The organism is Vibrio sp. 10N.222.48.A3 (assembly GCF_041475345.1).
Lineage (GTDB): Bacteria > Pseudomonadota > Gammaproteobacteria > Enterobacterales > Vibrionaceae > Vibrio > Vibrio tasmaniensis_A.
In genome coordinates this window covers 1-1040 of sequence record NZ_JBFRVX010000739.1, presented here as the reverse complement: position 1 = coordinate 1040, position 1040 = coordinate 1, and the positions used below count along the sequence as shown (strand labels likewise).

General features: G+C 44.3%; 2 protein-coding genes. Both read right to left on the bottom strand.

Annotated features, from left to right (window positions below):
* Window positions 1–128 precede the first annotated feature (128 nt).
* On the bottom strand, window positions 129–371 hold the full coding sequence (locus AB4653_RS19215) for a hypothetical protein (RefSeq protein ID WP_012601190.1): 243 nt from the start codon (window positions 369–371) through the stop codon (window positions 129–131).
* Window positions 372–395: 24 nt separating this feature from the next.
* Window positions 396–1040, bottom strand: a 645-nt coding sequence (locus AB4653_RS19210; protein WP_372105024.1) for a GyrI-like domain-containing protein, incomplete at its 5' end; no start/stop codon positions are given.

The window sequence follows — 1040 nt, the reverse complement described above, 5'->3', positions numbered from 1 at the left end:
GTACAGAGCAATTTGCTCTAACTTAAAACAAAAATGGCAGCCCAATCAGGCTGCCATTTCTTTATTCGTTTATTCGAAAGATGCTACTTAACTGGGTGATGATGAGTTAACCGTTATTAAACTAGATATTACAAAGCTAAGCGCATCAGCTCTTCTGGCGAGTAGTGTTCTGCTTCTGCGCCTTTGGCGATTAAGTCGATCACTTGGAACTCGCTCATGTCACCAAACTCTTTGGTTAAGTAATCACGAAACGCTTTCTCATTCGGCCACTTACCTCGCACGATATAGCCCTCTTCTTTGTCAAAATCTTCTGTTTCAAAGAATGAAAAATCGGTCATACCAATATTGTGGCAATACAAAACGAGATACATAATTATTCCTCAAAAATGGGGTTACTAATAAAAACTCACAGGGAGATAGAAATCAAGCTCAAACACTTCATCACTGTTGAGAAAATGATTCTGATGATAATGCACATACGCAGGAGTAGAGCGCTGTTTAAAGCCAGACGTAGGTAGCCACTTTTCTAACACCATACTGATCTGTGGTAGCAGCTCACCATAACGGCCATTCAGTCGGAATACCGCGTGTAAACCACCCGGAATCACCATCTGGTTCACGACACTGCGATACTTAATCGGCTCATCAATCGCGATACACGCCACATAGCGACACTGATCCATTTCAACCCAAGCAGGGTTTGAGTGATGCAAACCAAATTGGCTCGAAAAGTCGCGCTGTTCTGAGTTCGCCCACGCTTTCAATATCAGCCACGCGTTGCGAATGGAACGGTTATAACCCGTATGTCGAACATAAGCCGCCATGCGCTCTGGTGTTTCAACGATCTTAGGTTCGGGTAACACTCTCTGCGCCACGTTCAAATAACCCGCCGCTACTTCGGGATCTTTCAAATAGGGTTTTTCTGCTATCTGTAAGTCGTGTTTACGCCATTCTCCGGGCGACATGTTAAAGGTCGCTTTGAATGCTCGGCTGAAAGATGACACCGAACTAAAGCCACATTTGCTAGCAATCTCTACCAC